This is a genomic window from Nocardioides sp. P5_E3 (assembly GCF_054049275.1).
Window position 1 is genome coordinate 24830 of record NZ_JBFUMR010000010.1, and the last position, 25817, is coordinate 50646.

Below are 25817 nucleotides of genomic sequence, written 5' to 3' on the forward strand. Positions count from 1 at the left end.
CGGCGGGCTGGGTGGATCGCCCCATGGTGGAGTGCAGCTCAGCGAGGCCGAGGCCGAGGCATCGGCTCGGAGGTGTAGCGCGGGTACCACCCGCGGTAGCCGAGCGTCCGGCCGAGCAGCGCGAGGGGAGTGAAGACGGCTCGCTGGACGACGGCGGGCGGGTGGGCCAGCCGCACCTCGGCGTCGTACTCCCGCAGGATCACCGCCATGCTCAACAGGTTGGGCAGACCCTTGCTGTTGGTCCGGCCGTCCTTGGCGAGGCCGAAGAAGGTCTCGAAGAACATCTCCGTGCGCAGTGCCGGCTCGATCTCGACCCGCACGCACGCCTCGTCGTCGCCGACGTTGGCCCAGGTGTGGGCCCGGCCCGGAGGGACGGACGCGGTCGCCCCGGCCCCGAGGATCCGCTCCGTGCCGTCGACCTCCAACCTCACGGTGCCATGGACGACCCGGAAGCGCTCCTCCTGGTGCGGGTGCACGTGCGTGGCGGCCGGGTGCCCACCGGGCCGGGCGAAGATGTCGCCCTCGAGGAGCCGACCGTCGGTGTCGCCCGCGACCTTGAGCCACACGATCAGCTCGCCCGTCCGCGGGTGCTCCAGCACGTCACCCGCCCTCGCCATGGCGCACCTCCTGCCGACAGTCGACTCTAGGTCCGCCGCCGACGGCACGTCATCACCAAGGCGAGGGGGTCAAGCGCGCCCCCTAGCCGCTCGCCTGGCGCGCCGCCTTCTTCGCTGCCGCCTCGTCCCGCCGCTCGACGAACCGCGTCGCCTCGCCGTCGAGCGCAGCGACGGCGGTGGCCAGCTCGTCGCGGGCCGCCTCGCCGTCGGCGTCCAGCCCCTCCAGCTCCCACACGCCCCACTGCCGCAACAGCGGCGCGACGATGTCGTCGTGGTGGATGCGCAGGTCGTAGATGCCAGCCTTGGCCATCTGCACGGCCTTGCGCGAGAAGCCGGGGATCACGCTGCCGGGCATCTCGAAGCCGACGACCTCCTCGGTGATCGCGCGCATCGTCTGGCTGGGGGAGAGCTCGAGGGCCGCGGTGACGATGTTGCGGTAGAAGATCATGTGGAGGTTCTCGTCCTTGGCGACGCGGGCGAGCAGCTTGTCGGCGATCGGCTCCTCGGTGTAGCGGCCGGTGTTGCGGTGCGAGACACGGGTGGCGAGCTCCTGGAACGACACGTACGCGCAGACGTTGAGCAGCGACTTGTCCATCGCCTCGTAGCCCGTCTCCATCGTCTCCATCCGCGCGCGCTCGAGCTCGACGGGGTCGACGCCGCGGGTGACGAGCAGGTAGTCGCGGATGCAGAACGCGTGCCGACCCTCCTCGGCGGTCCACCGGTTCACCCAGGTGCCCCACGCGCTGTCCCGGCCGAAGGCACGGTCGATCTCGCGGTGGTAGCTCGGCAGGTTGTCCTCGGTGAGCAGGTTGACCTCGAGCGCAGTGCGCGCGATCGGGGACAGCTGCGACTGCGCGACCTCCCACGGATCGCCGCCGAGGTCGGCGAAGTCCCGACCGAGACTCCAGGGGACGTACTCGTGGGGCATCCACTCGTCGGCCATCGCCATGTGGCGGTTGAGGTTCTCCTCGACCACCGGCTCGAGCTCGGTCAGCAGCTGGGTGCTCTCGAGTGCGGCCATGCCATCTCCTCGTCCGGCGGTCGCGAGGGCGGGCGCCTCACCCTCCCTGCCTACACCCGCGGGCGGTCCGGAGGCTAGGTCTCGCCAATGGCATTGCGGCCGGGAGGAGGCAGCGCTAGCGTCTTACTCGTGCAAGTAACGGAGCGATCGGTGGCGGCGACCGCGCGGCGGGCGCAGATCCTGGAGGCGACGATCGACGTCGTCGCGGAGGAGGGCTTCGCCAAGGCGTCGTTCGCGCGGATCTGCGAGCGGGCCGGCCTGTCCAGCACGCGGCTGATCAGCTACCACTTCGCCGGCAAGGCCGAGCTGGTCGCGGCGCTGGTCGAGCACGTCGTCGCCGGGATCGGCGAGCACGTCGGTGCCCTGGTCATGGCGGCGGAGACGCCGGGCGAGCGGCTCAGGGCCTACGTCGAGGGCGTCGTGGGGTACGCCGACACGCACCGCGCGCCGATGTCCGCCCTGCTCCAGGTGGTGATGTCCGGCGCCTGGGGCGACGGCAGGCCCGCGCCGAGCGACGTGAGCCACCTCGAGAGGATCCTCGCCGACGGTCAGCGCTCCGGGGCGATGCGGGAGTTCGACACCCGCGTCATGGCCGGCACGATCCAGCGGGCCGTCGAGGCCGTGCCCTTCCAGCTGGCGGCCGACGCCGACCTCGACTGCACGGCGTACGCCGCCGAGCTGGTGGAGCTCTTCGACCGCGCGACGAGGGCCGATCCGTGACCCTGCTCCGACCGCTCCTCGGCATCGTCGGGTCGACGGCGCTCTACTACCTGATGCGACACCTCGGCGTCAGCGTGTACGCCGCGCTGGTCGTGGGCGCCGTGCTGTCCCTGGTCCCGGCGTGCGTGTCGCTGCTCCGCGGCAACCGGCCCAGCGGGCTCGAGGCGTTCTTCACGGTCCTGCTCTTCGCGAGCTTCGCGATCTCCCTGCTCCCCGGCGACGAGCGGTTCCTGCTCGCCAAGGACGCGCTGGTCACCGGCGGCGTCGGCCTCTGGTTCCTCGCCAGCCTGTGGTGGTCCGACCGGCCGCTGGCCTACCAGTTCGCGAGGCCGATGGCCGAGGGCCGGCTGGGCTGGCCGGGCGACTGGGAAGGGCTCTGGGAGCGTGAGCCGTGGTTTCGCCAGATGTGGCGTACGTCGAGCACGCTCTGGGCGATCGGCACGCTGCTCGACGCCGCCGCGCGGGTCGCCATGGCGTACACCCTGCCGCCCGACCTCGTGCCCGGGCTCAACCTGGCGATGTACGTCGCGACCGCCGTCGTGCTCAACGTGGTGACGACCGTGGTCTACGTCCGAGCCGGGGCCCTGGGGAGGCGGCGGCGGGCGCCGGTGACGGGGTGAGCTGCACCGGCTTCCACGGAATGTGATATCTATTTGCCATCACATTCTGGGAGAAGGGGCTGACCGCATGGACGGGGACCGGGCAATGCAGCAGGGGGAGATCGGCGAGTCGGAGGGCGGCCCGCCGGCAGGACACCCGGTGGGGCACGAGGGCACGCGGGTCGACGTGACCGAACGGGAGGCGTGGTCCGTCGACGGCTTCGCCGGGCTGGCCGTGTCGCTGCTGCTCCTCGGCCTGGGCTGCTGGATGACGGTCGCCGGCATCATCGACGCGGACGCCGGTGAGGGCGGCATCGGCCTCATCGTCGGCGGCGCCGCCATCATCGTCCTCGGTCTGCTGCTTGCCGCCTCGCTGACGATCGTGGCTCCGGGGCAGACGCGGGTCGTGCAGTTCTTCGGCCGCTACGTCGGCACCGTGCGCAAGCCGGGGCTGCGGATGATCGTCCCGCTGACCACCCGGCGCAACGTCTCGGTCCGGGTGCACAACTTCGAGACCAACGAGCTCAAGGTCAACGACGCCGACGGCAACCCGATCAACATCGCGGCCATCGTCGTCTGGCAGGTGGCCGACACGGCCCGGGCGACCTTCGCCGTGGAGGACTACGAGGACTTCGTGGCGGTGCAGGCCGAGTCGGCCCTGCGGCACGTGGCGATGAGCCACCCCTACGACAACGCCGCCACGGAGGTCACCCTGCGCGGCGACACCGAGGTCATCTCGGCCGAGCTGGCCTCGGAGGTCGCCGAGCGGATCGTCCTGGCCGGACTGGAGGTCATCGAGGTGCGGATCTCGGCCCTGGCCTACGCCGCGGAGATCGCCCAGGCGATGCTGCAGCGGCAGCAGGCCTCGGCCGTCATCGCCGCACGCGAGAAGATCGTCGACGGAGCAGTCGGAATGGTCGAGAGCGCGCTCGCGCAGCTGGAGCAGAAGGACATCGTCGAGCTCGACGCCGAGCGCAAGGCCGCGATGGTGTCCAACCTGCTCACGGTGCTCTGCTCCGAACGCGGCACGACCCCCGTCGTCAACACCGGCTCGCTCTACACCTGATCGGGTCGTCCGTGAGCGACGAGGCGGGGGAGTCGGCTCCCAGGCGAGGCGCAGAGCGCAAGTCCGTGCTGCTGCGCCTCGACCCTGCCGTCCACTCCGCCCTGCAGCGCTGGGCCGCGGACGACCTGCGCAGCGTCAACGCCCAGATCGAGCTGCTGCTGCGCGAGGCGCTCAAGGCTGCCGGGCGTGAGCCGCGTGACGCCGGTCCGGTGCCCAGGCGGGGGCGTCCGCCGAAGGACCGCGAGGACTGACCCGCGCGGGTCGCGGGTCAGTCCGGGCACGGCTCAGGGCTGGAAGACCACCTTGACCATGCCCTCCTCCTTCTTCTGGAAGTGCGCGTAGGCGTCGGGCGCCTCGGTGAGCGGGAGGTGGTGGGTGGCGAAGGCGTCGACGCCGAACGGGTCGTCCTCGACCAGCATGGCGAGCAGCTCGTCGGTCCAGCGGCGCACGTTGGCCTGGCCCATCCGGACCTGGATCTGCTTGTCGAAGAGCTGCATCATCGGCATCGGGTCGGCCTGGCCGCCGTAGACGCCGGAGATCGAGATGGTGCCTCCGCGGCGTACGGCGTCGATGGCGGTGTGCAGGGCGGCGAGGCGGTCGAGGCCGGCCTTCTTCATCATCGGCTCCGAGATCGCGTCGGGCAGCAGGCCGGTCATCTTCTGCACGACCTGCGCGCCGCCGGAGCCGTGGGCCTCCATGCCGACGGCGTCGATGACGGCGTCGGGGCCTCGGCCGCCGGTGGCCTCGCGGACGACGTCGCCCACGCTGCCGACGTCCTCGGCGTCGTCGAGGTTGAGCGGCTCGGCGCCGAACGCCTCGACGCGGGCGAGCCGCTCCGGCACGCGGTCGACGGAGATGACGCGGTGGCCGGCGCGTACGCCCATGCGGGCCGCCATGTCACCGATCGGTCCGGCGCCGAGGACGAGCAGCGTGCCGCCGTCGGGCACGTCGGCGTACTGCAGGCCCTGCCACGCGGTCGGCAGGACGTCGGAGAGGAAGAGGAACCGGTCGTCGGCGTGCTCGTGCGGCACCTTGACGGGCAGGAAGTCGGCGAACGGGACGCGGAGGTACTCCGCCTGGCCGCCGGGGACCTGGCCGTAGAGCTTGCTGTAGCCGAAGAAGCTCGCGCCGGTGCCGTGCTCGTGGTTCTGCGTGGTCTCGCACTGGCTGTAGAGGCCCTGGTCGCACATCCAGCACGAGCCGCAGCAGACGTTGAACGGCACGACGACGCGGTCGCCGACCTTGAGGTTGCTGACGCCGCGGCCGACCTCCTCGACGATGCCCATCGGCTCGTGGCCGACGATGTCGCCGGCCTCCATGAACGGGGCGAGGGTCTCGTAGAGGTGCAGGTCGGAGCCGCACAGGCCGGTCGACGTGATCTTGATGATCGCGTCCGTCGACTCCTCGATGCGGGGGTCGGGGACCTCCGTGACCTGCATGTCGTGGACGCCCTGCCAGGTGACTGCCTTCATCGCGCTGAACCGCCTTCGGGTCGGGGGTGGTCGAAGGCGTTCCGTACCCGAGGGTCGTGGCGACATGCAGTGGCGGTGAGATCGACCGCCCCGGGGCTCCCGAGCGCCCCGGTGCACCCCGCGGGACGTCTCAGCGCGACGCGAACCAGGGGCGGTGCAGGTCGTAGAACTCCGCGTCCGTCATGGCGTACTCGAGGTCGGACCGGACCTCGGGCGGCGGCTCGACCTGCTCACCCTGACGCGCCGCGGCCTCGCTGGTGAACGCGACGGTCTCGGTGAAGGTGCCGTCCGGCTCGACGGCGAGCGTGCCGCCGATGATCTCGGGCCGCATCTGGTGCAGGGAGTCGGTGTCGGCGGTCATCATCGACCTGAGGCGGTCGACGTCGTCGACCTTGCCCCGGATGATCTGGACGAAGCCCGCACTGTCGGACCCGCCGTCCATCATCAGGGTGACGTCGTCACAGTCGTGGAACTCGACCGGACCGTCGAAGAGCTCCATCATGCTGGCGGCCCAGGCGTCCTGCTCGGGCCTGCCTGAGTTGGACATCGCGGACTCCCGCGAATCGAATCTGACGACGCCCACGAACATGTCGTCGTCGGTGAACCCGTAGGTCCCTCCGAGCCAGCCCGGTGCTCCGCTGCTGAGCTCGTTGCGCCACGTGTCCAGGTGCTCGTGGAGCTCCTGCTGGCGCGTGCATGTGCCTTGGATGATCTGGATGAACACGCTGCCCCTCCTCGGTGTGGTCACCCACCTCTCGGGAATGGGGGGTGGGAGGGCAATCCTCGAATCTACGCCGATGCGGCGGTGGGTGACAGGACTGCCGGAGTGGGTTCTAGACCGCCTCGATCCGCGCCGGGGAGCACTGTCGGTGGTCGTCCCTAGAGTCGTTCTCGTGGGGATCGCGGGGGCGATCCGGTGAGGGGTCGAGGCATGGGCGGAGAGCTGGAGCGTCGCTGGGACGACGCGGTGGAGGGGGCCTGGCGGGAGTTCCGCCAGCGCCTGGCGGACCACGTCGCCGGGATGGGTGAGGACGACTCGATCGTCGTCGAGGTGCCGCCGCAGGAGGAGACCGGGGCGGCGCCCTACTGCCAGGTGGCAGGCGGTGAAGCGATGATGCGCGTCGAGGCGGTGAGCAACGTCTACCTCGCGGCCGGGTCCGAGCTCGACGAGGAGCAGGAGCGTGCCCTCGAGGGGATCGGGTTCCGACGGCCCGAGGCAGAGGACTGGTCCGAGGGCGAGACCAACTTCTGGCTCGACCTCGAGCTGCGGGAGGCCGACCGGGCAGCCGTGATGGTGGTTCGTGCGCTGCGCGAGGTCTACGGCGTGCTCCACCCGGTCTACCTCGACGCCGACGGGCTGGAGGCGGAGGGTGCCGTACGCCCTCTGCCGCCGAAGCCGCAGCGCGTCGAGCCTGACCCGGACGAGGTCGTCCGACCGACGTCGGTCGAGGAGGTCCGGGCAGTCATCGACCTGGCCGTGGCGGACAGCTACGACGAGGCGCCGGAGTGGGACGACGACGGCGACCTCCCGCTGCCGACGGAGGACCAGCTCGTGTGGGTGTCGGTCAACAAGAACGCTCCGCGGGTGCTGCTGTCGTGCCTGCTGGTCGACGACGTGGCGGACCGCCAGGCCGCGCTGGTCGAGGTCAACCGGCTCAACCGCACCGAGTTCGGCCTGACGTTCTTCCTCACCGGCCAGCGCATCAGCGTCACGCGCGAGCTCGGGCTCGAGGTGGCCGAGCCGGCCGCTGTCCGCATCGAGGTCCTCCGGATGCTGTCGCAGGTCGACGGATGGGCCCGTGACCTCGCCGAGCGCGTCCGCGCGGCGCCCGAGCCTGTGGGCGAGCGGCCGGGCAGTCGGTTCGAGACGGCGTACGCCGTGATGGCGGAGCTCGAGCGCGACGACCGCGGGTCGGTGGGTACGGGCGCGATGGTGCGGATCTACGGCAACGACACCGGCCTGCTGCTCAAGGCGATCCGGATCACCGAGAAGCGCCGCCGCGAGACGCGCACGCGGATCCGGGAGGCACGGGCAGCGGGGCAGCGCAGCAGGGAGAAGGTGCTGCAGGCCCGGCACGACTACCTCCGCGACCTGGCGGCTCGGATGCGCGCCGGGCTGCGCCTGATGGTCGACGCCCCGGTGCGCAAGGTGCAGCTCGACCAGCTCGCGCTCTTCGACGAGGACGAGGCCGGGACCACCCGGTGACCGTGTTCGGGTCATGCGCGGATCGGATCGGTGATGGGGTGGTCGCATGCCGCGCCTGATCCCGGAGATCCCGACCTTCACCACTGGCTCCGAGAAGGAGGTGTGGGAGCGGCTGCGCGAGACGCTCGACGACGACGACGTGCTGCTGGCCAACCTCCGCCTCACCGACGGCGACAAGGACCACGAGGCCGACCTCGTCGTGCTCATGCCCGACGTCGGCGTGCTCGTGCTGGAGGTGAAGGGCGGCAGCGTCACGGTCGAGCCGGACGACGCCGAGGGACACCGGTGGTGGACACAGAGCGGGGGCGGGCGTCGGCAGATCCGCCCCGTCGACCAGGCGCGCGGCACCAAGCACGCACTGCGCCGCTACGTCGACCAGCACCCGCGCGGCGGGAGCACCCGCCGGGTGGCGTGGGGACACGGGGTGGTCGTTCCCTACACGCGGTTCGACTCGGACTTCAGCGTCCCCGAGCTGCCGCGGTGGTCGCTCCACGACAAGGACGACCAGCTGGTTCTCGCGGAGCGGGTCCGCGACGCCGCATGGTGGATGCAGCACGGCGACCGACCTCCGACCCACGACGACGTCGAGGTGCTCACCGACATCCTCACGGGGCGGTTCGCCACGCCCTACGACGTCAACGCCGAGTCGGACGACCGTGCGGCCGAGTTCGACCGGCTCACCATGGAGCAGGCCTCGATCCTCCGCGTGACCCGCCTGCTGAACCGCGTCGAGGTGCGCGGTGGCGCGGGCAGCGGCAAGACCGTGCTCGCCCTCCAGCAGGCCAAGGAGCTGGCACGTGGAGGTCAGGGCCGCAAGTCCCAGCGCGTAGCCCTGCTCTGCTACTCGATCGGGCTCGCGGAGCACCTCCGCCGCCAGGTCGCGCAGTGGGACCGGCGCCAGCGACCGGCGTTCGTGGGCACCTTCCACGCGTTCGGCCAGCAGTGGGGTGCGGCCGAGGGCGATCGCACGGACAGCGAGTTCTGGGAGGAGCGGCTGCCGGCCGAGATGGCCGAGCTCGCCGCCGAGCTGCCCGACAAGCACAAGTACGACGCGGTGATCGTCGACGAGGCGCAGGACTTCGCAGACTCCTGGTGGACGCCCGTGCTCAGGTCGCTGCGCGACGAAGAGCAGGGCGGTCTCTACGTCTACTCCGACGAGAACCAGAGGATCTTCGCGCGCTTCGGTCGTCCCCCGGTCGCCCTCGTGCCGCTCGTGCTCGACCACAACCTCCGCAACACCCAGCAGATCCACGACTCGTTCGGACCCCTCGCGCCCAGCCGGATGTACTCGCGGGGTGGCCACGGTCCGGCCGTCCGGTTCGTCGCTGCCACCCAGGAGGACGCCGTCGAGGCCGCGGATGACGCCGTCGATTCACTCCTCGAGTCCGGCTGGGAGCCTCGCAACGTCGCCCTGCTCACCACTGGTCATCGCCACCCGGTCCAGGTCGAGCGGACCGACTTCCACGACCAGGAGGGCTACTGGCGCACCTACTGGGACGACGACGTCTTCTACGGCCACGTGCTCGGCTGCAAGGGACTCGAACGCCGGGCGGTCGTGCTCTGCCTCAACGAGGACGGATCACGCGACCGTGCCCGCGAGCGGCTCTACGTGGGGATGTCGCGTGCCACTGACGAGCTGGTGGTCGTCGGAGATCCCGACACCGTTCGCCGGGTCGCGGGCGAGGACGTGGCGCGGAGGCTGGGGTTGTGAGCTGGGAGCCCGGAAGACGGGTCGGTACCTAGAGGTCGGTGTCGACGACGTAGGCATCGTGATCGGACAGGCGCTTGCCCTCGTCCGTGGCCGCCACCCGTCTGGCCGTTGCAGCTGTGCCCTCGGGGACGGCGATGTGGTCGATGCTGAGCAGGCCCTCGATCGGGTGCGGCAGCTGGGCAGTCGGGACCACCAGTCCCAGCTCGTCGAGGGCCCGTGCGATCTCGCGGCGACCGCCCTGCGATCCGGCGTACTCGCGCCCGTCCAGGGCGTGGTTCCAGTCGCCTCCCCAGACGAGGGAGTCGGCGGCTCGGAGGCGCAGGACGAGGTCGTCGACAGCGTGCTTGGTCTTGTCGGCGTGGCTGGCCCCGACCCACGGGTGACGCGATCCGCATGACCTCCACGGCAGCACCGAGCTGACGTATGTTGTCGCACCGACCTGCGCCGCAGCGCTCGCTGGGTGCGGGTCCGGGCTCGAGGTCAGGGGCAGCCGGCTGGCCACCGCCGCCCAGCGACGTCGCTGGGCCATCGGCGGCAGCGACGGACTGACGGCGTACCCGGGAAGGCTCGTCCGTTCGTTGACCTCGGTCAGCAACCACACGTCGCAGTCGGCATCGAGCATCAATCTCCGGTGCTCGTCCGACCAGCGTCCGGCAAGGTTCCACGTCCCGATGCGCACGGCGGCATCATGGCGGATTCGGCTGCATGCCGCGGTGGCAATGCCTAGGCTCGTGCGCCGGGGGTGACAGGAATGTCAGCAGGAAAGTCGGCGTACGACGTTGCGCGCAAGCAGCGGGACAAGGCCGCGCGCCTCGAGCGCTCGGCCGCTCTGTGGGAGCAGGGCGCGGCGGGGGAGGTCGCTGTCGCCACGGCGCTGGCCGCGCTACCTGCCGACTGGGTCGTGCTCCACGACCTCGCGTGGCCCGGGCGCCAGCGCGCCAACCTCGACCACGTCGTGATCGGGCCGGGTGGGGTGTTCGTCGTGGACGCCAAGAACTGGTCGGGGCGTGTCGAGGTCCGTGACCAGGTGCTGACGCAGAACGGGAGACGCCGCGAGGACGCCGTCTCCTCCGTCACGGCGGCAGCGATCGCAGTGCAGGCACTGGTGTCGCCACTGGACTGTGTCGGCGTGCTCTGCTTCGTGCGCGACGAGGAGGTCAACGCCACGTTCTGGAACGTGACGGTGTGCTCGACGGCGAATCTCGTTGGCGTGCTGACCTCTCGCCCGCCGGTGCTCGGGCCGGACGAGGTCGCGCGCTGTGCGGATGCGATCCGTCATGGCGCGGTGCGCCCGGCTGCGCCAGCACCCAAGACGGCGAGGCCCGCGCGCCGTTCGGCCAAGCATCGGTCTCGGCCAGTGGTTGCGATGGCGGGCCTGCTGTTGCTGCTGGCCGCCGTGTTCACAGGCGGCCTGCAGAAGGCGGGCGAGTGGGCGGGTCAGCAGTTCGTCGGTGTGATCGCGCCGGATGAGTCCTCGGACCCGGCTCCCGTGCAGAAGCAGAAGAAGGACCCTGCGCCGAAGAAGGATCGAGCGAGCAAGAACGCTACCCGCGGTCAGAACTGATCGAGCTGCACGACCAGGTCTGCGGAGTCGCGGGTGGCGGTGATGAGCCGGGCGTTGGGCTCGTCGACCTGGTCGACCCAGGCCCGAGCGGCCTCGGGGGACTTGCCGAACTGCTCGTGCCGGCGCACCAGTCGCTCACGGCGTACGTCGTCGTCGCCCTCGACGTGCCAGACCTCGGTCAGCAGCGGGCGTGCGCGCTCCCAGCCGCCGTCGGGCAGGAGGAGGTAGTTGCCCTCGGTGACCACGAGCCGCGCTGACGGCGGGATCGCGATGGCGGCGGCGATGGGCTGCTCGAGGTCGCGCTCGAAGCCGGGGGCGAAGAGCGTGCGGTCGGGTTCGTCGTTCAGGCGGCGCAGCGCGGCGACGTAGCCGTCGATGTCGAAGGTGTCGGGCGCACCCTTGCGGTTGCGGCGCCCGAGCCGGTCGAGCTGGACGTCCGCGAGGTGGAACCCGTCCATCGGCAGGTGGCCGACCGCGTCCGCGCCCATCGCGGCGCTCAGGTGCGACAGCAGCGTCCCGGTGAGCGTCGACTTGCCGGCGCCGGGTGCTCCCGTGACGCCGAGGAGAGCACGACCCGACCGGTCGAGGAGTGACGTCGCGCGGTCGACCAGCGCTGACAGGGTGCTCGTCACGGTTGCCGGTCGCTGTCAGGCGTGGGGGTTGGAACGCTCATGCACCGAGCGTAGACGGCCGATTGAGCTCGAACATACTGGCGAATATCGCAGAACCTGAGTAAGATCGTGCTGAACCTCGGATGAGGTGTGCTACGAGGGCCTCGGCCCAGTTGGCGTCCTGGTGACGGCCCGTTGACCTGCCGCACGTGTGTGCGGTGTGGAACCCGTCGTCGATGGAGGCCGCTCGTGACCCGTCCCCCCGATCATCGCTGCGTGAGCTGGCAGCCGCGGAAGCACAGCTGGTGGAGCTGCGGTTGCGGATCCTGGCCGATGCCGGTGACCTCGCCGCGGACCGACGGCGTCCTCTTCTGCAGCCACCACCACCATCGGGCCCACGACGCGAGATACCGGGTCGAGCGCTCGTCGGGAGGCGCCTTCACCTTCCACCTGCGCAGATAGGTCAGCGCCTCAGTCCCCGTCGTCGGTCCACCTCGTTCGACGTGCGTCCAGCGTCCCGCGCGCCAGCACGTCGTAGTGGTCCGGCGGCAGGTCGAGCGCGCGCCTGACGCGCCAGCGGCCGATGAGCGCGTACTCCTCCTCGTAGGCGGGAAGGTGCTGCTGTGGGTCGAGATCGCGAAGCCCGATCGTGAACCAGCGCATCGCCTCCTGCAGACGACCGGCTTCCTCGAGGGCGTCGGCGATCCTCTCGATGGCCTCGGCTGGCAGGCGGGGACCGCGGCGGAGGAGGTCGTCGAGCAGTGGCTCGGTCTCGTCGCCGCGGCCACTGCCGACGAGGTAGGAGACACGCATGGCCCTCAGGACCTCAGCGTCGTCGTGCGCGGTGGGGCCTGCCTGATCGAGGAACGCGAGCGCCGCGTCGACCTCGCCTCGCATGGCCCGGTGGTCCGCGATCACGTGCAGCACGTCGAGCCTGCCGGGGTCGCCGACGGTCATCGCCGCGAACAGCTCGACGGCCGGCACGACGGTGTCGACGTCGGGGTCGATCTCCCAGGAGTCGATCAGGTCGTGCACCTCGTCCAGCGAAAGCGCCATGGCTCCATCGTCCCGCATGCTGCGCGAACGACTACCTGATCCCGACGACGTCGGCCGGGATCGGACGGATCGCACCGCGGGTGGCGAGGTGCACGACCTCGCACGGCACGGAGGCGCGGCGTGCGGCGGCGTACAGGCTCGTCGCCCAGGCGCGGTCGGTGTCGGTGATGGTGCCCTTGCCCGGGCGGGAGCGGAGGAACGCGACGCGAAGGCCCGGTGCGACCTCGCGCTCGAGCATGACCAGGAGCTTCGCGAGGCCGTCGAGCTCCTCGGTCTCGGGTGGGTGTGCGGTGTCTGCGATCTCGGTCAGCTGGGGCAGCGGGCGGTCGTCGACGATGAGCATCATCCAGACGCTGTGGCCGCCGTAGCTCCACGGGCCCATCAGCTCGCGCCACGCGTCCTCCAGCTGCGACTGGGTGGTGAGGACTGGTTCGTACATGGCGTCGAGACTGCCCGCTGAAGCGACCCGTGGCGAACGAGTCTCCACAGGGTCGGCGGTCGTCCACAGATCCGTTCGAGCGGCTTGTGGCGGCGATCCGCGCGGGCCTTGGGTGGAGGCATGTCTCGGAACCCCACTCCCGGCTTTCGCCGGCTGCCACGCGTCGCCGACCGGATGACCGCGGCCCACTTCGACCTCGTCGCGCAGTCCCTCGCTGCCGAGCGGAGCGGCGATGCCGCCCGCGCGCTCGAGCTGCACTCCCGCGTCCCCGCCCTCAACCTCCGGAGCCGCCACCACGTGCTGCTCACCCAGCTCGCCTCGCTCGGCGACCACCTCCCTGACTGGGTGTGGGCGCGCTGGATCGCCTACCAGGCCGTGCGCTGCGAGGACCGGGAGTCGGACACGGGACGGGCCCAGCGGCTCTCACTGAAGTACGCCATCGAGACCTTCCACGACGACCAGCTCGCCGACTGCCACGCCGACGGGGGCGACCCGGTCCGGGTGATGGCCTGGGTGGCGTCGGAGTCCTGGCTGTTCCACCAGGTCCTCGTCCACGAGCTGGGCGGACTGGAGCGCTTCGTCGACGAGATCGCGACCGGTCGCCTCGCCGAGCACGCGGGGCTCGCGCGGTCCTGGGTGGGAGCACCCCTGGGCGGCTACCAGGTCGGGGCGAGCCTGCCCGGCGGACGCCTGCGCGTCCACGACCCGGCCGCCGGCTCCTGGCTCGAGGTCCTCGATCTCGGCGCCAGGTCGGACGCCGGTGACGACGGGTGGGTCCTCGGGCGGCTGGTGCCGAGCGGGGTCGACGACCTCCTCATGTTCGACACCCCGCCGATCGCGGTGCCCGAGCCCGTCGCCCGCGACGTGGCCGGTGCGCCGCAACCGTGGATGCGCATCAAGGAGGCGCTCGACGAGGGCAGGCTCGTGGAGCGTCGCTTCATGCGCGCCGACCACGAGCTGCTGACCGACGTGCTCTCGATCGACCTGCTCCGGATCGGCACGGCTGCCGCCGACCTCGAACGGGTCACCGCGCAGCTGCGATCGGGGCGCGACGAGATCCCACGGGCGGCCTTCCGCATCCTGCGGCGAGCCGTCGACGGCGTACGACAGTCCGACGCGTCGCACGTCGCGGCGGCGGTCCTCCAGCCGAGCGCGCGGGCCGACGCGCGCAGGATGCTCGTCCGCGAGGGCCAGCACGACGTCTGGGCGCGGTGGGCTGCGCTGGTCCACGAGCCGGCGCGTGGTCTGCTCCTCGACCTCGCCGAGGCGGGCCGGGCCGCCGGATGAGGTCGGTGGCTACCGCGTCCCGTAGGTCCGACTGACGACCTCGTCGAAGACCCGGTCGGGCAGCAGGTCGCGCGACGTCGTGATCGTCCGCGCGCCGCGGCCGACGGGGTAGCGCGCGGCCGGACGCTTCGCCAGCGCGGCCTTCACGATCTTGTCCGCCACCTCCTCGGGCGTCGACGCCCGGGACGGTTCGTCGAAGCGCTCCATGACGCCGTGGGCGTGACGGGCGTACGACGCGTAGGGGCCGTCACCGGACCGCTCGAGCAGTGAGTCGCGGGCGATCTCGTTCCACTCCGTGCGGATCGGGCCGGGCTCGATGAGCACGACCTGGATGCCGAACGGCCGCAGCTCCATGCGGAGGCTGTCGCTGAAGCCCTCCACGGCGAACTTGGTGGCGTGGTACCACGCTCCGAACGGCTCGTAGAACTTCCCGCCGATCGAGGAGATGTTGATGATCCGGCCCGACCCCTGGGCGCGCATGTGCGGAGTGACGAGCTGGACGAGGCGGGCGAGGCCGAAGACGTTGACCTCGAACTGCCGCCGCGCCTCGTCGATCGGGACGTCCTCGACGGCGCCGTACGAGCCGTAGCCGGCGTTGTTGACCAGGAGGTCGATGCGCCCCTGCTCGTCGATGATCCGGTCGATGCCGGCGACCATCGAGGCGTCGTCGGTGACGTCCATCAGATGTGTCTGCACGCCGAGGTCGGACAGGGAGGCCATCCGGTCGAGGCGGCGGGCGACGGCGTACACGACGAAGCCCTTGGCCAGCAGGGCGCGTGCGGTGCTCTCGCCGATGCCGGACGAGCCACCGGTGACGAGGGCGACGGGGGAGGTCATGGAGCGATCGTAGGCGCGCGTCCCCTGTCGTCCGTCGCGTCAGTCGCGCTCCCACGGGGCGTCGTCGCCCATCTTGGCGTAGTACTTCGCGAGGTGGCTCTTGACGCGGTCGACGTCCTTCGACGGCAGGTCGACCCCACCGCGGCCGCCCGCCATCACGTTGCCGGCCGCCATCACGCCGCGCGGCACGGCGCGCAACCGGCCGTCCACGACGTCGGCGACCAGCAGCTTGTAGGCGGTGAAGTTGTCCTTCTTGTCCGCGTCGTACCAGACGTGGGCGTCGCGGTACTTGTCGTTTGGCTCGTCCACGGCGCCCGCCCACTCGCGCACCCGCTTCTCGGCGGCGTCGCCGTCCCACTCGCGGTCGCGGTCGGCCAGCGGCAGGTCCTGGAAGCTCGTCACAGCCATGCCTCCACCGTGCTCCGCCGTCACAGGACCAGCCACACCCGGAGGGACGGGCGTACGGTGCGGCACATGGCGGACCTCGAGGAGACGCTGCACCCGTTCGTCGACTCCGGCGACATCCCTGGCCTCGTCGCCCTCGTGGCGCGAGGCGACGACGTCGAGGTCGTCGCCCTCGGCACCCGGGACTCGAGCGGTACGCCGATGCGACGCGACGCGCTGTTCCGCGGCGCCTCGATCACGAAGCCGGTGACGGCCGCGCTGGCGATGGCACTGGTCGAGGACGGCCGCATCGACCTCGACGCCCCGGTCGCGGACCTGCTCCCCGAGATCGCGGAGCCGCAGGTGCTGCGGACCCTGGGGAGCCCGCTCGACGACACGGTCGCGTGCGAGCGGCCGATCACCGCCCGGCACCTGCTCATGGGAACGGCGGGCCTCGGCTTCTGCACGTGGGAGTCGGCGGTCACGCCGCTGCTGATGGAGCGGCTGCACCAGGCGGCGGACGACATCCACGAGGTCCCGGCGCCGGACGAGTGGATGCGCCAGCTTGCGAGCATCCCGCTGATGCACCAGCCGGGCGACGGCTGGACCTACAACGCCGCCTACGACGTGCTCGGTGTCCTCCTCGCACGCGCGGCCGGGAAGGACCTCGCCGACGTGATGGCCGAGCGGCTGCTCGACCCGCTCGGTATGCCGGACACCGGCTTCCACGTGCCGGCAGACAAGGTCGACCGGCTCACCACGATGTACGGCGCCGGCGACGGCGGGCTGGTCGTGCGCGACGAGCCGGACGGGTTCTTCACGCGCCCGCCGGCCTTCCCGTCCGGGTCCGGCGGGCTCGTCACCACGGCGGGCGACTGGCTGTCCTTCGGGCGGATGCTGCTCGCCAAGGGCGGCGACGTGCTGAGTGAGGAGTCGGTGCGCCAGATGACGACCGACCACACGACGCCCCGGCTCCGGGAGATGGGCGGCTTCTTCCTCGACGGCCAGGGGTGGGGGTTCGGTGGTGGCGTCGACACCGAGCTGATCGACCCGTGGAACGTGGTCGGCCGCTACGGGTGGGTCGGCGGCACCGGCACGTCGGCGTACGTCCATCCCGACGGGACCGTGGCCATCCTCCTGACCCAGGTGGTGCTCGGCTCGCCCGGCGTCGAGGACCTGCTGAAGGCGTTCTGGACGGCGACAGCACACCCCGTTGGACGGTTGTCCCCACCATGAGCCTCACTACCGTGGACGCATGACTGACGACGTGAAGCAGGCAGCGATCGAGGCCGCCCAGCGAGTGGTCGACGAGGTCTCCTCCTGGCAGTACAGCGCCGAGGACAGCACCATCGCCGAGCAGCTCGACGAGGGCCTGGCCAAGGCGAAGGTGTCGGTGAGCGGCGACGAGCGCACCCGCATCCTCGCGGAGATCGACGGCATGAAGGACGAGAAGTCGTCGGCTCCGCAGGTCCGGTCCGCGGCGCCGGCGGAGTGACGTCATGGACGTGCGCGGGCTGCTGACCGAGGGCTTCGGCCGCATCACCGAGCTGTACGCCGGCATCGCGGCGGACCTCGACGACGAGACCCTCCACCACCGTCCCGGCGGCACCGGCAACCCCGTCGGGTGGCTGCTGTGGCACCTGGCGCGGGTGCAGGACGACCACGTCGCCGACCTCGCCGGGGGGCCGCAGGTCTGGGAGCGGTTCCAGGACCGCTTCGGCCTGCCCAACGGCACCGGCGACATCGGCTACGGCCACACGAGCGAGCAGGTCGACGCGCTGCGGATCGAGGACCCGGCGCTGCTCGCGGAGTACCACCACGAGGTCACGCTCGCGACGGCCCGCTACCTGCAGACCGTCGACGAGGCGGAGCTCGAGCGGGAGGTCGACCAGCGGTGGGACCCGCCGGTGACCGCGGGGCAGCGGCTGATCAGCATCCAGGGCGACTGCCTCCAGCACCTCGGCCAGGCGGCGTACGTGAAGGGGCTCGTCGGGCACTGATTCGACGCCGATCCCCCACAAACGTCTCGGGAGGGCCATACTTGGGGGTGATGACCACTCCGAGCGGCCGACGGCCGAAGCACCTTGCCAGCAGTCCTTTCAAGCCGGCCGTTGAGCCGGTCGTCGAGGTGTTCGAGGTCGGCGACCGCGTCACCCACGACATCTACGGCCTCGGCCAGGTGACCCACGTCGACAACCAGGCGGTGACCGCGGACTTCGGGTCGAAGTCCGTGCGGATCGCGCACCCCTACCCCAAGCTGCACCACCTCTGAGGCGCTGCCGCCCGCGCGGGCGGCTGCCGGCTGCCTAGGCTGGCCGCATGACGACGCGGTGGCTCTTCGGCGACCAGCTCGGACCGCACTTCGTCGACGACCAGCGCGGCCCGCTGCTGATGGTGGAGTCGACCGCCGTCTTCCGGAGACGGCGTTTCCACCGGGCGAAGGCGCACCTCGTGCTGAGCGCGATGCGGCACCGCGTCGCCGAGCTCGGCGACCGGCTGACCTACGTGCAGGCGGAGACCTACGCCGAGGCGGTCCGCGAGGTCGGCGGTGACGTCGAGGTCGTGCACCCGACGTCGTACGCCGCGCTGGGGCTGGTCGAGCGGCTCGGCTGCACCGTCCTTCCGCCCCGCGGCTTCGCGACCGCGCGGGAGGACTTCGAGCGCTGGGCCGAGGGTCGTCGCGGCAAGCGGCTGCTCATGGAGGACTTCTACCGGCGGGCGCGCCAGGCGCACGGCGTGCTCCTCGACGCCGGCGAGCCGGCCGGCGGGCAGTGGAACTTCGACCACGACAACCGCCAGCCGCCGCCGAAGGGCGCCGACACGCTCGGGGTCACCGAGCCCTGGTGGCCCAGCGAGGACGACATCGACGCGCAGGTGCGCGAGGACCTCGACCGATGGGAGCGCGACGGCGAGGTGTCGTTCATCGGGCGTGACTCGCCGCGGATCTTCCCGGCCACCCGGCGCCAGGCGCTGGCTGCGCTCGAGCACTTCGTCGAGCACCGGTTGCCGGAGTTCGGGGCACACGAGGACGCGATCCTCGAGGGCGACCCGTGGATGGCGCACAGCCTGATCAGCGCGCCGATGAACCTCGGCCTGCTCGACCCGCTCGAGGTCGTCGAGCGGGCAGAGGAGGCCTACCGCAGCGGAGCGGCGCCGATCGAGAGCGTCGAGGGCTTCGTCCGCCAGGTCATCGGGTGGCGCGACTACGTCTGGCACGTCTACTGGCACATGGGCGACGGCTACCGCCGCGAGAATGCGCTGGCCGCCCGGGAGCGGATCCCGCAGTGGTTCGCCGAGCTCGACGGTGCGGCGACCGACGCGCGCTGCCTCTCCCACACCCTCGACCAGGTCGCGGAGCACGGCTGGGTGCACCACATCCCGCGGCTGATGGTGCTGGGGTCGTACGCCCTGCAGCGCGGGTGGGCGCCGACGCAGGTCACCGACTGGTTCCACCGGGCCTTCGTCGACGGCTACGACTGGGTGATGGTGCCCAACATCGTCGGGATGTCGCAGCACGCCGACGGTGGCCAGATGATGACGAAGCCCTACACGTCGGGCGGCGCCTACATCAACACGATGAGCGACCACTGCGGATCGTGCCGCTTCGACCCCAAGGTGCGGGTGGGGGAGGACGCATGCCCGTTCAGCGCGGGCTACTGGTGGTTCCTCGACCGGCACCGGGAGACGTTCGAGGGCAACCACCGCATGTCGCGTGCGGTCCACGGGCTCGACCGGCTCAAGGACCTCGCCGAGCTCGTCGAGCAGGAGGACGCGCGAGGCAACCGAGCGCCCTGAGGTCCGTGGTCCGCGTCCGTCAGCGGCAGGGGAGGGAGCCGAGGCGGGCGAGACCCTCGCGGTCACCGGGCCCGAGCTCGACCTGGCCGGTGTTGGAGGCGTACATCAGCTCCATCGGCTCGCTGACGTGACCGAGCCCGACGACGTGGGCGACCTCGTGGAGGACGATCCCCTCCATCACCCGGGGCTGCTGCGCGACGGTCGTGGCGGTGAACGCCTCGACGTCGAGCACGATGCCTCCGCTGACGAACCGGAGCCGTCCGCCGCTGCCGCGCTCGGCGACGGCACCGCCCACGCCCGCGACCTGGCCGGCGAGGTCGGGGTACTCCGCGGCGTCGGCCCAGCCGATGACGACCGGGTCCGGGCGCCCGAAGAGCTTCACGCCGCCGGGAAACGGCCGGTCGTCGGTGTCGCCCTCGTCGACGAACTCGAGCCCGGTCGCCGCGCTCGCCCGGCCCAGTGCCCGGCGGACCAACTCGCTCCCACCGGGCGGCTCGCCGGCCGGATTGATCCGGTAGCGGACCTCCTCGCACGGGTCCCAGCCGACCGGCTCGTCGCTGTCCGGCTGGGTCATCGCCGGGTGAAGGTCCCACCCTGTCGTACGACGCTCGGCGCCGGCAGTGGCCGCTCGGGCCCCAGCCCCACCGCACGCCGCACGGGGTCGAGCTGCTCGGCCGGGTGCCACACCACGACCGCAGCGAGCAGCGCGGCGGTGAGCACCACGGTCAGCCGGGTCGAGGAGCGGGACACCGGGTCAGTGTCCTCGGTGCACGGGCGGTGTGTCAGGAGGTTGGCTCGGGTCGCCGTGGAACCATGGCGGCATGCCGACCGAGCTCGTCGTACGCCAGGCCGGGTTCGCACCGGTCAAGGGCATGCGGCACCTCGCCCTCGACGCGGTCGACCTCGACGAGCACGGCGCCGTCGGCGACCGGTCCTACTGCCTGGTCGACGTCGACGCCGCGCGCGTCCTGAGGACGGTGCAGCACCCGGCGCTGATCGGCGTCGTGGCAAGGGTGGACGAGGACGTCCTCGGCCTGACGCTCCCGACTGGCGCGTCCGTGGTCGCAAGAGCCGACCGGGACGGCCGGACGATCACCTGCGACTACTGGGGCCGCCCCGTCGACCTCGAGCTCACCGACGGTCCGCACGCCGCGCTCGTCTCCGCCTGGCTGGGTCGGCGCGTGCAGCTCGCGGCCGCACCTCGCGGCGGGGTGGTTTTCGGCGACCCGCTCACCGTCGTCGGCACGGCGTCGCTGCGAGAGCTGGCGCGACGTACGGGTCATCCCGCACTGGCCGATCAGGCGGCGCGACTGCGGTCGACGCTGGTCGTCGAGACCGAGACGCCCTTCGTCGAGGACTCGTGGGCGGGACGCGACGTGGTGGTGGGGCAGGCCACGGTGCGGATCGGCGGACCGGTCCCGCGGTGCGCCGTCGTCGACCACCACCCGGAGACCGCCGCGAAGGACTTCCGGCTGCTGAAGGCCCTGGTGCGGGAGCGCCCGACCAACCGGGCCGGTGAGCCGATGCTGGGGGTCTACGCGACCTGCACCCGGCCCGGGCGGGTCACCGTCACGCGCTGACGCCCGTCGTCAGCGGTCCACGTCGCGGCGGTCGACCTGACGCGGCACCGTCGGCCGCCGCTCGAGCTCCGCGAGCTCCTCGCGTGCAAGGTCGAGCGAGCCGAGGAGCGCCGACAGCGCGTCGATGGCGTCACGGGCGGCGTCGTCCCACTCGTGCCATCCCGAGCCCTGGTGCCGGACGGTGCCGCCCTGCCACGCCACCACGAGGGCGTCGATGCTCGCCTCGGCGGCCCGCCGGCGGGCGTCGACCTCGGCGATGCGAGCGGCCGCGAAGGAGGAGACCACTGAGCGGCCCGAACGGTCGTGCTGGAGGTGGCCGGAGATGATCATTCACTGCCAATACCCACGCCCCGGGTGGGCCAACACGCTCTTGACGAGATCTGGAGACAATCGAGACAGCGTCTTTCCTCGTCGGTGAGCCACCGCAGGCACCGCGGCGGAGGTCCTAGGCTGGGTCGACCCCACCAGCGCACCTCGGAGGCTCCCAGTGGACACCATGACCCCCGTCTACAGCGCCGGCACGCTGCTGATCATCGCAGCCGTCGCCGTCGCCGTGCTCCTCGTCCTGATCATCGCGCTGCGCATGCACGCCTTCGTGGCGCTGGTGCTCGTCAGCTTCGGCACCGCCGTCGCGGCCGGCGTGCCGGTGGCCGAGGTGCCGACCATCGCCATAGCCGCCTTCGGCAGCACGCTCGGCACAGTGGCTCTGCTCGTCGGGCTCGGCGTGATGATCGGCCGCCTGCTGGAGGTGACCGGGGGAGCGCAGGTCCTCGCCGACACCCTGGTCAGTCGCTTCGGCGAGAAGCGGGCTCCCCTGGCGTTGGGCGTCGCCGCCCTGCTGTTCGGCCTGCCGATCTTCTTCGACGCCGGGCTGGTCGTGTTCCTCCCGATCATCTTCTCCGTGGCCAAGCGCTTCGGTGGCTCCGTCCTGATGTACGCCCTCCCGGCCGCGGGTGCGTTCGCCGCCATGCACGCCATCGTCCCGCCGCACCCCGGACCGGTCACCGCAGCCACCGAGATCGGCGCCAGCATCGGCCTCGCGCTGCTCGTCGGCGTCGTCGTCGCGGTCATCGCCTGGTTCGTCGGCGTGTACGCCGTCACCCTCGCGTGGCTCGGCAAGGTCTACGTCCCGATCGACGACTCGGTGCTGACCGGCGGCCGCGAGGCCGACACCGACAACCCGCCGGCGTTCTGGCACGTGCTCAGCATCCTGCTCCTCCCGCTCGTGCTCATCGGCGCCAACACGGTGCTCACCACCCTGCGAGCGAACGGCACGATCGAGGAGGAGGGCGCCTGGGCCGACGTCCTCGTCTTCGTCGGCCAGACGCCCGTGGCGCTGCTGATCGCGCTGCTCGTCGCGACCTACACCCTGGCCGTCCGTCGCTACTCGTTGGGCGAGACCGAGTCGCTGCTCAACGACTCCCTCGGCCCGATCTGCGCGATCATCCTCATCACCGGCGCCGGCGGCATGTTCGGCGGCGTGCTCCGCTACAGCGGTATCGGTGCCGCGCTGTCGGACTCGCTCGACGACCTCGGCCTGCCGCTGATCGTGAGCGCGTTCGTCATCGCCACCATCCTGCGCGTCGCGCAGGGCTCGGCGACGGTCGCGCTGACCACCACGGCCGGCCTCATCTCCGCCGGAGTCGCGGAAGCCGACCCGACGAGCCTCCAGCTCGTGGCGCTGGTGCTGTCCATCGCGGCGGGGGCCACCGTCCTGTCCCACGTCAACGACTCCGGCTTCTGGCTGGTCGGCCGGTTCTTCGGGATGGACGTGAAGACCACCCTGCGGACCTGGACCGTCATGGAGACCACGCTCGGCGTCAGCATCTTCGTGCTCTCCCTCGGCCTCTGGGCCCTCGGATGAGAACACCCGACGCACCGCTCCACCTCGTCTTCATGGGGGTCTCCGGCTCCGGGAAGTCGACCGTGGCGCGGGCGGTCCAGGAGCGGCTGGGCTGGGAGCTCGCCGAGGGCGACGACTTCCACCCGCCGGAGAACGTCGCGAAGATGCGGGAGGGCATCCCGCTCAAGGACGCCGACCGCTGGGGGTGGCTGGAGTCGCTCGCGGAGTGGACCGCCGAGCGCGACGCCCGCGGCGAGCCCACGCTCATCGCCTGCAGCGCCCTGCGCAGGGCCTACCGCGACGTGCTGCGGCGCGGAGGTGAGGGCACGTTCTTCGTCCACTGCACCGGCGACAAGCACATGCTGCTGGAGCGGATGAGCGCGCGCGACCACTTCATGCCGCCCAGCCTGCTGGAGTCGCAGCTCGACACGCTCGAGCCGCTCGAGCCGGACGAGCAGGGGATGGACGTGGACCCGGCGCTGCCGGTCGACCGCCTCGCCGCGATGGTGCTCGCCCGGCTCGATCTCGCCTGACCGACCCGTCGGATCGTCGGGTCAGCCCACCCGTCGCGCGCGCAGCACCGCGTCGGCGATCTCGATCTCCTCACCCGTCTCCGGGTGGGCCTGCGTCCGGGGCCGCGACTCGCACACCTCCACCTCCCACGCGTCGTCGAGCGCCGGGAGCAGCTGGTCGGCGGTGTGCATGAACGAGTGGTGGCCGTGCCGCAGGCCGGTGTGGACGTCGCTCGGCGCGTGGCCGACCACGAGCAGGGTGCCGCCGGGCGCGACCGCGGCCGCCAGGCGGCGTACGACGTCGACCATGCCGCCGTCGGGCAGGTGCACGAAGTGCGAGGTGACGAGGTCCCACGTATCGCCGTCCGGCTCGAAGCTGCGCACGTCGATGCGCCTGGTCCCGACCCGGTCGCGGAGCCCCGCCTCCGCGGCGTGCTGGGCGACCCGTTCCAGCGCCGCATCGGCGAAGTCGGACGCCGTCACCTGCCAGCCGTGCTGCGCCAGCCACAGCGCGTCGCCGCCCTCGCCGCACCCGACGTCGAGCGCGCGGCCCGGCGTGAGGTCGGCGGCCTCGGCCTCGAGCTGGACGTTGACGCGCCCGCTCCACACACGGTCGCCGGAGTAGCGCTCCTCCCACGCCGGCTGCTCGAAGAAGTCGTCGCGGAGGGCCTCGACGGCCTTCGTCGCGTCGGCGTTGGCGAGCTCGGCGTTGATCCAGGCGCCCACCCGGTTGCCGTGGGCCGCCGAGGCCATCAGGGTCATGGAGATGTCGGTCGCGTTGCCGGCGGCGAAGACGCCGGGGACCGCGGTCGCACCGGTGGGCTCGACCGCGATGACGGAGCCGAGGACCGCGCCGGCCATCTCGAACGGCGTCGGCTCGATCCCGAGCGGGCCGAGGTAGTCGGCTCGCACGTGAGGCTTCGTCGCGACGACGATCGCGTCCCGCTCGAGCAGGGAGCCGTCGGCCAGACGCAGTCCGACCAACGCGTCGCCATCGGTCACCACCTCCCGCGGCGTGCCGTGGGCGAACCGCACCCCGATCGCCCCCAGCTTCTCGACCTCCTCGTCGGGCAGCTCGACGCCGTCGTGGACGACCATGACGACGTCGTCGGACAGCTGGCGGAACAGCAGACCGTGGTGGGCGGCCATCGGCGTCGTCGCGAGGATCGCGAGCGGCTTGTCGCGCACCTCCCAGCCGTGGCAGTAGGGGCAGTGCAGCACGTCGATGCCCCACCGCTCGGCCAGCCCCGGCACGTCGGGCAGCTCGTCGACGACGCCGCCGGTGACCAGCACCCGCCGGGCGCCGTACCTCCGCCCACCCTCGGTGGTGACCAGGAAAGAGTCGGCCTCCCCGGACAGGCCGACCACCCGGTCGGTGACCACTTCGACGCCGTACGACCTCACCTCGTCGCGGCCGGTGGCGAGCAACTCCAGCGGGGAGACGCCCTCGCGGCCCAGGTAGTTGTGGGCGTGGCCGGCGGGGGCGTTGCGGGGCTCGCGCGCGTCGACCACCAGCACCGATCGCTTCGACCTGCCCAGCGCCATCGCGCCGCTCAGCCCGGCCGCGCCGCCACCGATGACCACCACGTCGTACGTCTCGTTCTCACTCATGTCCCCGAGCATGCAGGGGCCGTGCGATATTGACAAACAATCTTGCCGGACTGGCAAACTGGGGGGCATGGACGACGAAGGAGTGCTGGCCGCCGTCGGTCCGCGGCTGCGCCAGCTGCGGCTCGAGCGGGAGGCGACCCTGACCGACCTCGCCGAGGAGACAGGCATCTCGGTGAGCACCCTGTCGCGGCTGGAGTCCGGCCAGCGCAAGCCCACCCTCGAGCTGCTGCTCCCGCTCGCGCGGGCCCACCGCGTCGCCCTCGACGAGCTGGTCGACGCGCCCGAGACCGGCGACCCGCGGATCCGCTCCAAGCCCGTCGTGCGACACGGACGCACCTTCATCTCGCTGACCCGCCGGCCCGGCGGCCTGCAGTCCTTCAAGATGGTGATGCCGGTCGAGAAGGACCCGCGCCCGACGCTGCAGACCCACGAGGGCTACGAGTGGCTCTACGTCCTCAGCGGCAAGGTGCGGCTGGTGCTGGGGACCCGCGACCTCGTGCTCGAGCCGGGCGAGGTCGCCGAGTTCGACACCCGCACGCCCCACTGGATCGGCAACCCCGGACCGACGCCCGCCGAGGTGCTGGCGATCTTCGGTCCCCAGGGCGAACGGATGCACGTCCGCTCCTGAGGGGTGGGCCGGGCGTCGGCGCGCGGTGGCACGGTGGACGCATGGCGATCCGCACCGGCACGACGGTGAAGTGGAAGTGGGGCTCCTCGTGGGCCGAGGGCACCGTGAAGGAGGTCCACCACGAGGAGATCTCCCGCGCGACCAAGGGCGAGAAGGTGACGCGCAAGGGCAGCGACGACGACCCGGCGTACGTCATCGAGCAGCAGGACGGCACCACTGTCCTCAAGCTCCAGAGCGAGGTCGAGCGGGCCTGAGCCC

The 25817-nt window shown here is 71.6% G+C and carries 32 protein-coding genes; 18 read left to right on the top strand and 14 right to left on the bottom strand.

All coding sequences use genetic code 11. From position 1 onward, the window contains the following. Nucleotides 1–38: 38 nt before the first annotated feature. Both ACXJKB_RS07980 and ACXJKB_RS07985 read right to left on the bottom strand, forming a co-directional pair. On the bottom strand, nucleotides 39–617 hold the full coding sequence (locus ACXJKB_RS07980) for a cupin domain-containing protein (RefSeq protein WP_457187118.1): 579 nt from the start codon (nucleotides 615–617) through the stop codon (nucleotides 39–41). Nucleotides 618–699: 82 nt separating this feature from the next. Further along, entirely contained in the window at nucleotides 700–1638 is a 939-nt protein-coding gene (locus ACXJKB_RS07985; RefSeq protein ID WP_457187120.1) for an acyl-ACP desaturase, read from the bottom strand. A 129-nt stretch (nucleotides 1639–1767) separates the two neighbouring features. On the opposite strand from ACXJKB_RS07985, the gene ACXJKB_RS07990 reads away from it, so the two are divergent. From ACXJKB_RS07990 to ACXJKB_RS08005, 4 genes are all read left to right on the top strand, one after another. Next, on the top strand, nucleotides 1768–2358 hold the full coding sequence (locus ACXJKB_RS07990) for a TetR/AcrR family transcriptional regulator (RefSeq protein WP_457187122.1): 591 nt from the start codon (nucleotides 1768–1770) through the stop codon (nucleotides 2356–2358). Continuing rightward, a complete protein-coding gene (locus ACXJKB_RS07995) occupies nucleotides 2355–2978 on the top strand; it encodes a VC0807 family protein (RefSeq protein WP_457187124.1) in 624 nt (207 codons plus the stop codon). Before ACXJKB_RS07990 ends, ACXJKB_RS07995 begins: the two co-directional genes overlap by 4 nt. Before the next feature lie 67 nt (nucleotides 2979–3045). Then, nucleotides 3046–4023 carry an SPFH domain-containing protein gene (locus ACXJKB_RS08000; RefSeq protein WP_457187126.1) on the top strand — a complete coding sequence of 326 codons (978 nt, stop codon included), beginning with the start codon at nucleotides 3046–3048 and terminating at the stop codon, nucleotides 4021–4023. An 11-nt stretch (nucleotides 4024–4034) separates the two neighbouring features. Then, entirely contained in the window at nucleotides 4035–4274 is a 240-nt protein-coding gene (locus ACXJKB_RS08005) for a hypothetical protein (protein WP_457187128.1), read from the top strand. A gap of 33 nt (nucleotides 4275–4307) precedes the next feature. On the opposite strand, the gene ACXJKB_RS08010 is transcribed toward ACXJKB_RS08005, so the two are convergent. Continuing rightward, nucleotides 4308–5495, bottom strand: coding sequence for a zinc-dependent alcohol dehydrogenase (locus ACXJKB_RS08010; RefSeq protein ID WP_457187130.1), 1188 nt, complete (start codon nucleotides 5493–5495; stop codon nucleotides 4308–4310). Between the two features lie 130 nt (nucleotides 5496–5625). Continuing rightward, nucleotides 5626–6219 carry a hypothetical protein gene (locus ACXJKB_RS08015; RefSeq protein WP_457187132.1) on the bottom strand — a complete coding sequence of 198 codons (594 nt, stop codon included), beginning with the start codon at nucleotides 6217–6219 and terminating at the stop codon, nucleotides 5626–5628. A 207-nt stretch (nucleotides 6220–6426) separates the two neighbouring features. On the opposite strand from ACXJKB_RS08015, the gene ACXJKB_RS08020 reads away from it, so the two are divergent. Together ACXJKB_RS08020 and ACXJKB_RS08025 are read left to right on the top strand one after the other, a co-directional pair. Further along, nucleotides 6427–7701, top strand: coding sequence for a TY-Chap domain-containing protein (locus tag ACXJKB_RS08020; protein WP_457187134.1), 1275 nt, complete (start codon nucleotides 6427–6429; stop codon nucleotides 7699–7701). A gap of 46 nt (nucleotides 7702–7747) precedes the next feature. Next, entirely contained in the window at nucleotides 7748–9412 is a 1665-nt protein-coding gene (locus ACXJKB_RS08025; RefSeq protein ID WP_457187136.1) for an NERD domain-containing protein, read from the top strand. A 28-nt stretch (nucleotides 9413–9440) separates the two neighbouring features. On the opposite strand, the gene ACXJKB_RS08030 is transcribed toward ACXJKB_RS08025, so the two are convergent. Beyond that, entirely contained in the window at nucleotides 9441–10091 is a 651-nt protein-coding gene (locus tag ACXJKB_RS08030; RefSeq protein ID WP_457187138.1) for an endonuclease/exonuclease/phosphatase family protein, read from the bottom strand. Nucleotides 10092–10163: 72 nt separating this feature from the next. Between ACXJKB_RS08030 and ACXJKB_RS08035 the strand changes: the two genes are divergently transcribed. Continuing rightward, a complete protein-coding gene (locus ACXJKB_RS08035) occupies nucleotides 10164–10976 on the top strand; it encodes a nuclease-related domain-containing protein (RefSeq protein WP_457187140.1) in 813 nt (270 codons plus the stop codon). On the opposite strand, the gene ACXJKB_RS08040 is transcribed toward ACXJKB_RS08035, so the two are convergent. The 3 genes from ACXJKB_RS08040 to ACXJKB_RS08050 all read right to left on the bottom strand — a co-directional run bounded on the left by ACXJKB_RS08040 (nucleotide 10967) and on the right by ACXJKB_RS08050 (nucleotide 13082). Beyond that, nucleotides 10967–11608 (bottom strand): nucleoside/nucleotide kinase family protein, encoded by a 642-nt coding sequence (locus ACXJKB_RS08040; RefSeq protein ID WP_457187142.1) that lies wholly within the window; start codon nucleotides 11606–11608, stop codon nucleotides 10967–10969. The genes ACXJKB_RS08035 and ACXJKB_RS08040 overlap by 10 nt on opposite strands. A 450-nt stretch (nucleotides 11609–12058) precedes the next feature. Next, a complete protein-coding gene (locus tag ACXJKB_RS08045; protein ID WP_457187144.1) occupies nucleotides 12059–12643 on the bottom strand; it encodes a hypothetical protein in 585 nt (194 codons plus the stop codon). Between the two features lie 31 nt (nucleotides 12644–12674). Further along, nucleotides 12675–13082, bottom strand: a complete 408-nt coding sequence (locus ACXJKB_RS08050; RefSeq protein ID WP_457187146.1) for a hypothetical protein — start codon at nucleotides 13080–13082, stop codon at nucleotides 12675–12677. Between the two features lie 120 nt (nucleotides 13083–13202). On the opposite strand from ACXJKB_RS08050, the gene ACXJKB_RS08055 reads away from it, so the two are divergent. Beyond that, the gene (locus tag ACXJKB_RS08055) at nucleotides 13203–14369 is read left to right on the top strand and encodes a hypothetical protein (protein ID WP_457187148.1); all 1167 of its coding nucleotides are present in this window, start codon (nucleotides 13203–13205) and stop codon (nucleotides 14367–14369) included. 9 nt (nucleotides 14370–14378) lie between these two features. On the opposite strand, the gene ACXJKB_RS08060 is transcribed toward ACXJKB_RS08055, so the two are convergent. Together ACXJKB_RS08060 and ACXJKB_RS08065 are read right to left on the bottom strand one after the other, a co-directional pair. Continuing rightward, nucleotides 14379–15206 carry an oxidoreductase gene (locus ACXJKB_RS08060; protein WP_457187150.1) on the bottom strand — a complete coding sequence of 276 codons (828 nt, stop codon included), beginning with the start codon at nucleotides 15204–15206 and terminating at the stop codon, nucleotides 14379–14381. A 39-nt stretch (nucleotides 15207–15245) separates the two neighbouring features. After that, nucleotides 15246–15614: a hypothetical protein gene (locus ACXJKB_RS08065; RefSeq protein ID WP_457187152.1), complete on the bottom strand. Its 369-nt coding sequence runs from the start codon at nucleotides 15612–15614 to the stop codon at nucleotides 15246–15248. Nucleotides 15615–15680: 66 nt separating this feature from the next. On the opposite strand from ACXJKB_RS08065, the gene ACXJKB_RS08070 reads away from it, so the two are divergent. The 5 genes from ACXJKB_RS08070 to ACXJKB_RS08090 are packed head-to-tail and all read left to right on the top strand — an operon-like array spanning nucleotide 15681 to nucleotide 19385. Further along, on the top strand, nucleotides 15681–16826 hold the full coding sequence (locus ACXJKB_RS08070; RefSeq protein WP_457187154.1) for a serine hydrolase domain-containing protein: 1146 nt from the start codon (nucleotides 15681–15683) through the stop codon (nucleotides 16824–16826). 19 nt (nucleotides 16827–16845) lie between these two features. Next, nucleotides 16846–17085 (top strand): hypothetical protein, encoded by a 240-nt coding sequence (locus ACXJKB_RS08075; RefSeq protein WP_457187156.1) that lies wholly within the window; start codon nucleotides 16846–16848, stop codon nucleotides 17083–17085. A 4-nt stretch (nucleotides 17086–17089) separates the two neighbouring features. Further along, nucleotides 17090–17590, top strand: a complete 501-nt coding sequence (locus ACXJKB_RS08080; RefSeq protein ID WP_457187158.1) for a mycothiol transferase — start codon at nucleotides 17090–17092, stop codon at nucleotides 17588–17590. Between the two features lie 50 nt (nucleotides 17591–17640). Further along, entirely contained in the window at nucleotides 17641–17862 is a 222-nt protein-coding gene (locus ACXJKB_RS08085; protein WP_457187160.1) for a hypothetical protein, read from the top strand. Nucleotides 17863–17909: 47 nt separating this feature from the next. After that, on the top strand, nucleotides 17910–19385 hold the full coding sequence (locus ACXJKB_RS08090; RefSeq protein WP_457187162.1) for a cryptochrome/photolyase family protein: 1476 nt from the start codon (nucleotides 17910–17912) through the stop codon (nucleotides 19383–19385). A 19-nt stretch (nucleotides 19386–19404) separates the two neighbouring features. Here ACXJKB_RS08090 and ACXJKB_RS08095 read toward each other — a convergent pair whose 3' ends face one another. Then, nucleotides 19405–19959 carry a matrixin family metalloprotease gene (locus tag ACXJKB_RS08095; protein ID WP_457187164.1) on the bottom strand — a complete coding sequence of 185 codons (555 nt, stop codon included), beginning with the start codon at nucleotides 19957–19959 and terminating at the stop codon, nucleotides 19405–19407. Beyond that, nucleotides 19956–20135 (bottom strand): hypothetical protein, encoded by a 180-nt coding sequence (locus ACXJKB_RS08100; protein ID WP_457187166.1) that lies wholly within the window; start codon nucleotides 20133–20135, stop codon nucleotides 19956–19958. The genes ACXJKB_RS08095 and ACXJKB_RS08100 overlap by 4 nt, the downstream gene beginning before the upstream one ends. 71 nt (nucleotides 20136–20206) lie before the next feature. Here ACXJKB_RS08100 and ACXJKB_RS08105 point away from each other — a divergent pair, with 71 nt between their 5' ends. Beyond that, nucleotides 20207–20965, top strand: a complete 759-nt coding sequence (locus ACXJKB_RS08105; RefSeq protein WP_457187168.1) for an MOSC domain-containing protein — start codon at nucleotides 20207–20209, stop codon at nucleotides 20963–20965. A gap of 9 nt (nucleotides 20966–20974) precedes the next feature. On the opposite strand, the gene ACXJKB_RS08110 is transcribed toward ACXJKB_RS08105, so the two are convergent. Beyond that, the gene (locus tag ACXJKB_RS08110; RefSeq protein ID WP_457187170.1) at nucleotides 20975–21295 is read right to left on the bottom strand and encodes a hypothetical protein; all 321 of its coding nucleotides are present in this window, start codon (nucleotides 21293–21295) and stop codon (nucleotides 20975–20977) included. Nucleotides 21296–21461: 166 nt separating this feature from the next. Between ACXJKB_RS08110 and ACXJKB_RS08115 the strand changes: the two genes are divergently transcribed. Then, on the top strand, nucleotides 21462–22829 hold the full coding sequence (locus tag ACXJKB_RS08115) for a GntP family permease (RefSeq protein ID WP_457187171.1): 1368 nt from the start codon (nucleotides 21462–21464) through the stop codon (nucleotides 22827–22829). Further along, nucleotides 22826–23341 (top strand): gluconokinase, encoded by a 516-nt coding sequence (locus ACXJKB_RS08120; RefSeq protein WP_457187173.1) that lies wholly within the window; start codon nucleotides 22826–22828, stop codon nucleotides 23339–23341. Before ACXJKB_RS08115 ends, ACXJKB_RS08120 begins: the two co-directional genes overlap by 4 nt. Nucleotides 23342–23362: 21 nt before the next feature. Here ACXJKB_RS08120 and ACXJKB_RS08125 read toward each other — a convergent pair whose 3' ends face one another. After that, nucleotides 23363–24931: an FAD-dependent oxidoreductase gene (locus tag ACXJKB_RS08125; RefSeq protein WP_457187175.1), complete on the bottom strand. Its 1569-nt coding sequence runs from the start codon at nucleotides 24929–24931 to the stop codon at nucleotides 23363–23365. Nucleotides 24932–24998: 67 nt separating this feature from the next. Here ACXJKB_RS08125 and ACXJKB_RS08130 point away from each other — a divergent pair, with 67 nt between their 5' ends. Continuing rightward, nucleotides 24999–25559, top strand: a complete 561-nt coding sequence (locus tag ACXJKB_RS08130) for a helix-turn-helix domain-containing protein (RefSeq protein ID WP_457187177.1) — start codon at nucleotides 24999–25001, stop codon at nucleotides 25557–25559. Nucleotides 25560–25600: 41 nt separating this feature from the next. Next, entirely contained in the window at nucleotides 25601–25813 is a 213-nt protein-coding gene (locus ACXJKB_RS08135; protein WP_457187179.1) for a DUF2945 domain-containing protein, read from the top strand. The last annotated feature ends 4 nt before the right edge of the window (nucleotides 25814–25817 follow it).

What these genes read in the sequence shown, in the direction of transcription:
- ACXJKB_RS08135 (WP_457187179.1), top strand. Translation starts at nt 25,601, where the DNA reads ATGGCGATCCGCACCGGCACGACGGTGAAGTGGAAGTGGGGCTCCTCG.
- ACXJKB_RS08110 (WP_457187170.1), bottom strand. Translation starts at nt 21,295, where the DNA reads ATGATCATCTCCGGCCACCTCCAGCACGACCGTTCGGGCCGCTCAGTG.
- ACXJKB_RS08130 (WP_457187177.1), top strand. Translation starts at nt 24,999, where the DNA reads ATGGACGACGAAGGAGTGCTGGCCGCCGTCGGTCCGCGGCTGCGCCAG.
- ACXJKB_RS08075 (WP_457187156.1), top strand. Translation starts at nt 16,846, where the DNA reads ATGACTGACGACGTGAAGCAGGCAGCGATCGAGGCCGCCCAGCGAGTG.
- ACXJKB_RS07985 (WP_457187120.1), bottom strand. Translation starts at nt 1,638, where the DNA reads ATGGCCGCACTCGAGAGCACCCAGCTGCTGACCGAGCTCGAGCCGGTG.
- ACXJKB_RS08050 (WP_457187146.1), bottom strand. Translation starts at nt 13,082, where the DNA reads ATGTACGAACCAGTCCTCACCACCCAGTCGCAGCTGGAGGACGCGTGG.
- ACXJKB_RS08020 (WP_457187134.1), top strand. Translation starts at nt 6,427, where the DNA reads ATGGGCGGAGAGCTGGAGCGTCGCTGGGACGACGCGGTGGAGGGGGCC.
- ACXJKB_RS08125 (WP_457187175.1), bottom strand. Translation starts at nt 24,931, where the DNA reads ATGAGTGAGAACGAGACGTACGACGTGGTGGTCATCGGTGGCGGCGCG.
- ACXJKB_RS08095 (WP_457187164.1), bottom strand. Translation starts at nt 19,959, where the DNA reads ATGACCCAGCCGGACAGCGACGAGCCGGTCGGCTGGGACCCGTGCGAG.
- ACXJKB_RS07980 (WP_457187118.1), bottom strand. Translation starts at nt 617, where the DNA reads ATGGCGAGGGCGGGTGACGTGCTGGAGCACCCGCGGACGGGCGAGCTG.
- ACXJKB_RS08010 (WP_457187130.1), bottom strand. Translation starts at nt 5,495, where the DNA reads ATGAAGGCAGTCACCTGGCAGGGCGTCCACGACATGCAGGTCACGGAG.
- ACXJKB_RS08065 (WP_457187152.1), bottom strand. Translation starts at nt 15,614, where the DNA reads ATGGCTGTGACGAGCTTCCAGGACCTGCCGCTGGCCGACCGCGACCGC.
- ACXJKB_RS08080 (WP_457187158.1), top strand. Translation starts at nt 17,090, where the DNA reads ATGGACGTGCGCGGGCTGCTGACCGAGGGCTTCGGCCGCATCACCGAG.
- ACXJKB_RS08120 (WP_457187173.1), top strand. Translation starts at nt 22,826, where the DNA reads ATGAGAACACCCGACGCACCGCTCCACCTCGTCTTCATGGGGGTCTCC.
- ACXJKB_RS08045 (WP_457187144.1), bottom strand. Translation starts at nt 12,643, where the DNA reads ATGGCGCTTTCGCTGGACGAGGTGCACGACCTGATCGACTCCTGGGAG.
- ACXJKB_RS08055 (WP_457187148.1), top strand. Translation starts at nt 13,203, where the DNA reads ATGTCTCGGAACCCCACTCCCGGCTTTCGCCGGCTGCCACGCGTCGCC.
- ACXJKB_RS08025 (WP_457187136.1), top strand. Translation starts at nt 7,748, where the DNA reads ATGCCGCGCCTGATCCCGGAGATCCCGACCTTCACCACTGGCTCCGAG.
- ACXJKB_RS08070 (WP_457187154.1), top strand. Translation starts at nt 15,681, where the DNA reads ATGGCGGACCTCGAGGAGACGCTGCACCCGTTCGTCGACTCCGGCGAC.
- ACXJKB_RS08105 (WP_457187168.1), top strand. Translation starts at nt 20,207, where the DNA reads ATGCCGACCGAGCTCGTCGTACGCCAGGCCGGGTTCGCACCGGTCAAG.
- ACXJKB_RS08060 (WP_457187150.1), bottom strand. Translation starts at nt 15,206, where the DNA reads ATGACCTCCCCCGTCGCCCTCGTCACCGGTGGCTCGTCCGGCATCGGC.
- ACXJKB_RS08090 (WP_457187162.1), top strand. Translation starts at nt 17,910, where the DNA reads ATGACGACGCGGTGGCTCTTCGGCGACCAGCTCGGACCGCACTTCGTC.
- ACXJKB_RS08035 (WP_457187140.1), top strand. Translation starts at nt 10,164, where the DNA reads ATGTCAGCAGGAAAGTCGGCGTACGACGTTGCGCGCAAGCAGCGGGAC.
- ACXJKB_RS08085 (WP_457187160.1), top strand. Translation starts at nt 17,641, where the DNA reads ATGACCACTCCGAGCGGCCGACGGCCGAAGCACCTTGCCAGCAGTCCT.
- ACXJKB_RS08000 (WP_457187126.1), top strand. Translation starts at nt 3,046, where the DNA reads ATGGACGGGGACCGGGCAATGCAGCAGGGGGAGATCGGCGAGTCGGAG.
- ACXJKB_RS08115 (WP_457187171.1), top strand. Translation starts at nt 21,462, where the DNA reads ATGACCCCCGTCTACAGCGCCGGCACGCTGCTGATCATCGCAGCCGTC.